Consider the following 3,568-nt stretch of genomic DNA (forward strand, 5'->3'; position numbering starts at 1 on the left):
TCGAGGAGTTGGTGATGAAAGTTCGTGCATCGGTGAAAAAGCTGTGCCGTAACTGCAAAATTATTCGTCGCGAAGGTGTTGTGCGAGTGATTTGCAGCGCGGAACCGCGTCACAAGCAGCGCCAAGGCTGAGTGTGATTGAAGCGTTACAAGCCCGGCAGCTAGTGCGCTGCCGGGTTGATTATTTGTTTCTACAGCGCTAATATCTTGCGCCCTATTTCTTGGCTTCCGGGGCGTAGGTAGCTGTCAATTGGAGTTCCACTGAATGGCCCGTATTGCAGGCGTTAACATTCCGGATAACAAGCACACTGTTATCTCGTTGACCTACATCTTCGGTGTTGGTCGCACCACTGCACAGAAAATCTGTGCTGCTACCGGGGTTAACCCGGCAGCAAAGATCAAAGATCTCTCTGATGAGCAGATCGAGCAGCTGCGTGGCGAAGTAGCCAAGGTGAATACCGAAGGCGATCTGCGTCGTGAAGTGAACATGAAAATCAAGCGCTTGATGGACCTGGGTTGCTACCGCGGCCTGCGTCATCGTCGTGGTCTGCCGGTTCGCGGTCAGCGTACCAAGACCAACGCGCGTACCCGTAAGGGCCCGCGTAAGCCGATCCGCAAGTAATCGCATTCGCGCATCGACAGGAATCTAGTCATGGCAAAACCTGCTGCTCGTACTCGTAAGAAAGTCAAAAAGACGGTGGTTGATGGCATCGCCCACATCCACGCTTCTTTCAACAACACAATCGTGACCATTACTGACCGTCAGGGCAACGCCCTGTCCTGGGCTACCTCTGGTGGTTCGGGTTTCCGCGGCTCGCGTAAAAGCACCCCGTTCGCTGCCCAGGTGGCTGCTGAACGTGCTGGTCAAGCTGCGCTGGAATACGGCCTGAAGAACCTCGACGTCAACGTCAAGGGTCCCGGTCCGGGTCGTGAGTCCGCCGTCCGTGCTTTGAACGGCTGCGGTTACAAGATCGCCAGCATCACCGATGTGACGCCCATCCCGCATAACGGATGCCGTCCTTCGAAGAAGCGTCGCGTGTAATCAGGAGACAGTGAGAAATGGCTCGTTACATTGGTCCCAAATGCAAACTGTCTCGTCGTGAAGGCACAGATCTTTTCCTGAAAAGCGGTGTTCGCGCCCTGGAATCGAAGTGCAACATCGAAGCAGCCCCAGGTATTCACGGTCAGCGCCGTGGCCGTCAGTCCGACTACGGCACCCAGCTGCGTGAGAAGCAAAAAGTTCGTCGTATCTACGGTGTGCTTGAGCGTCAATTCAGCGGTTATTACAAAGAAGCTGCCGGCAAGAAAGGCGCTACTGGTGAGAACCTGCTGCAACTGCTCGAATGCCGTCTGGATAACGTGGTTTACCGTATGGGCTTCGGCGCTACTCGTGCTGAATCCCGTCAGCTGGTATCGCACAAGTCGATCAGCGTAAACGGTAAAACTGTAAACGTACCGTCCTACCAGGTTCGTGCTGGTGACGTGGTTGCAGTTCGCGAGAAATCGAAGAATCAGCTGCGCATTGTTCAAGCTCTTGAGCTGTGTGCCCAGCGTGGCCGCGTTGAATGGGTAGATGTAGACACTGAGAAAAAGTCTGGCGTGTTCAAAAACGTCCCGGCTCGCAGTGATCTCTCCGCTGACATCAACGAAAGCCTGATTGTCGAGCTCTACTCCAAGTAAGGGCTAGAAAATAGGTGCATCCATGCAGATTTCGGTAAATGAGTTCCTGACCCCCCGTCACATTGATGTGCAGGTGGTCAGTTCTACCCGTGCGAAAATCACTCTCGAGCCTCTCGAGCGTGGTTTTGGCCATACCCTGGGCAACGCGCTGCGTCGCATCCTGTTGTCCTCCATGCCTGGCTGTGCAGTAGTCGAGGCCGAGATTGACGGTGTACTCCACGAGTACAGCGCCATCGAAGGTGTTCAGGAAGACGTTATTGAAATCCTGCTCAACCTTAAAGGTCTGGCTGTCAAACTGCACGGTCGTGACGAAGTGACGCTGACTCTGGCGAAGAAGGGCTCGGGTGTAGTAACCGCTGCCGATATTCAGCTGGATCACGATGTCGAAATCGTCAATGGCGACCACGTAATCGCCAACCTGGCTTCTACTGGCGCGCTGAACATGAAGCTCACCATAGCTCGTGGTCGCGGCTATGAGCCGGCTGATGCTCGTCAGAGCGATGAAGACGAAAGCCGCAGCAGTGGTCGCTTGCAGCTGGATGCTTCGTTCAGCCCGGTACGCCGTGTGTCGTACGTGGTGGAAAACGCTCGTGTTGAGCAGCGTACCAACCTGGACAAGCTGGTTATTGACCTGGAAACCAACGGTACTCTGGATCCGGAAGAGGCTATCCGTCGTGCCGCAACCATTCTGCAACAGCAGTTGGCTGCGTTCGTCGACCTCAAAGGTGACAGTGAGCCAGTGGTAATCGAGCAGGAAGGCGAGATCGATCCGATCCTGCTGCGTCCGGTTGATGACCTGGAATTGACTGTACGTTCGGCTAACTGCCTCAAGGCAGAGAACATTTACTACATCGGCGACCTGATTCAGCGCACCGAAGTAGAACTGTTGAAAACGCCGAACCTGGGCAAGAAATCCCTGACTGAGATCAAGGATGTTCTGGCCTCTCGCGGTCTGTCCCTCGGTATGCGCCTCGACAATTGGCCGCCGGCAAGTCTGAAGAAAGACGATAAGGCTACTGCCTGATCGTCATCATCACCGAACGTGAGTTTGGTAAGGAATTGAACCATGCGTCATCGTAAAAGTGGCCGTCACCTCAGCCGCACCAGCGCACACCGTAAGGCCATGTTCCAGAACATGGCGGTATCGCTGTTCGAGCATGAGCTGATCAAAACTACTCTGCCGAAAGCCAAAGAGCTGCGTCGCGTTGCCGAGCCGCTGATTACTCTGGCTAAAGAAGACAGCGTTGCTAACCGTCGCCTGGCATTCGATCGTACTCGTTCGAAAGCCATAGTCGGCAAGCTGTTTAACGACCTGGGCAAGCGCTACGCCACCCGTCAGGGCGGTTATCTGCGTATCCTCAAGTGCGGTTTCCGCGCTGGCGACAATGCTCCAATGGCTTATGTTGAGCTGGTTGACCGTCCGGTCGCTGGTGCAGCAGTAGACGCTGAGTAAGTTGTTGGTTGTATAAAAAACCGGGCCTTGGCCCGGTTTTTTTATGCCCGACGAATAGCAATACAGTTGTCCCTGGCCTGTTGGCTGTAAAACAGCGTGCAAAACTTTCCAGATTTCCGGGGTAAACAGCGTCCAATAGTTTCCACCCCGGTGTGTGCAACCATCCGGCCTTTTGGCTGGAGAATCTGGGGTGTTATCGATGGACATCATTGCCGAAATCCGGCGGCGGCATCTGGTCAGTGGCGAGACCATTGTAAGCGATCCATAAACCCCGTCTTCCGTTGACGAAGTCAGACATCAGGATGGTATGGCTGGCGCGCAGTTCCACGGCAGCAGCGCTTCGTAGTCTTCGACGCTGTTCACTGCGGGCAAACGCTCGAGCACATGGCGCAGCCAGGCGTAAGGTTCTTGCCCGTTGGCCTTGGCGGTTTCCACC

General features: G+C 54.8%; 7 protein-coding genes. 6 read left to right on the plus strand and 1 reads right to left on the minus strand.

The features are described from left to right. Positions 1-14: 14 nt before the first annotated feature. From rpmJ to rplQ, 6 genes are all read left to right on the plus strand, one after another. Entirely contained in the window at positions 15-131 is a 117-nt protein-coding gene (rpmJ, locus tag Q8Q83_RS00440) for a 50S ribosomal protein L36 (RefSeq protein WP_002555468.1), read from the plus strand. A 133-nt stretch (positions 132-264) separates the two neighbouring features. After that, positions 265-621 (plus strand): 30S ribosomal protein S13, encoded by a 357-nt coding sequence (gene rpsM, locus Q8Q83_RS00445; protein WP_010487012.1) that lies wholly within the window; start codon positions 265-267, stop codon positions 619-621. Positions 622-651: 30 nt separating this feature from the next. Then, on the plus strand, positions 652-1,041 hold the full coding sequence (rpsK, locus tag Q8Q83_RS00450; RefSeq protein ID WP_013789773.1) for a 30S ribosomal protein S11: 390 nt from the start codon (positions 652-654) through the stop codon (positions 1,039-1,041). Between the two features lie 17 nt (positions 1,042-1,058). Continuing rightward, positions 1,059-1,679, plus strand: a complete 621-nt coding sequence (rpsD, locus tag Q8Q83_RS00455) for a 30S ribosomal protein S4 (protein ID WP_305620160.1) — start codon at positions 1,059-1,061, stop codon at positions 1,677-1,679. Positions 1,680-1,701: 22 nt separating this feature from the next. Next, positions 1,702-2,703, plus strand: coding sequence for a DNA-directed RNA polymerase subunit alpha (gene rpoA / locus Q8Q83_RS00460; RefSeq protein ID WP_305620162.1), 1,002 nt, complete (start codon positions 1,702-1,704; stop codon positions 2,701-2,703). A gap of 42 nt (positions 2,704-2,745) precedes the next feature. Then, positions 2,746-3,132 carry a 50S ribosomal protein L17 gene (gene rplQ / locus Q8Q83_RS00465; RefSeq protein ID WP_160347644.1) on the plus strand — a complete coding sequence of 129 codons (387 nt, stop codon included), beginning with the start codon at positions 2,746-2,748 and terminating at the stop codon, positions 3,130-3,132. 297 nt (positions 3,133-3,429) lie between these two features. Here rplQ and Q8Q83_RS00470 read toward each other — a convergent pair. After that, the coding region (locus Q8Q83_RS00470) for a transposase domain-containing protein (RefSeq protein ID WP_305620165.1) at positions 3,430-3,568 on the minus strand (139 nt) is incomplete at its 5' end.

It is taken from the genome of Pseudomonas sp., from assembly GCF_030696055.1.
GTDB lineage: Bacteria > Pseudomonadota > Gammaproteobacteria > Pseudomonadales > Pseudomonadaceae > Aquipseudomonas.

Bases quoted from the DNA above. Each gene is read 5' to 3' on its own strand.
- rpsK (WP_013789773.1), top strand. From the start codon at position 652: ATGGCAAAACCTGCTGCTCGTACTCGTAAGAAAGTCAAAAAGACGGTG.
- rpoA (WP_305620162.1), top strand. From the start codon at position 1,702: ATGCAGATTTCGGTAAATGAGTTCCTGACCCCCCGTCACATTGATGTG.
- rpsM (WP_010487012.1), top strand. From the start codon at position 265: ATGGCCCGTATTGCAGGCGTTAACATTCCGGATAACAAGCACACTGTT.
- rpmJ (WP_002555468.1), top strand. From the start codon at position 15: ATGAAAGTTCGTGCATCGGTGAAAAAGCTGTGCCGTAACTGCAAAATT.
- rplQ (WP_160347644.1), top strand. From the start codon at position 2,746: ATGCGTCATCGTAAAAGTGGCCGTCACCTCAGCCGCACCAGCGCACAC.
- rpsD (WP_305620160.1), top strand. From the start codon at position 1,059: ATGGCTCGTTACATTGGTCCCAAATGCAAACTGTCTCGTCGTGAAGGC.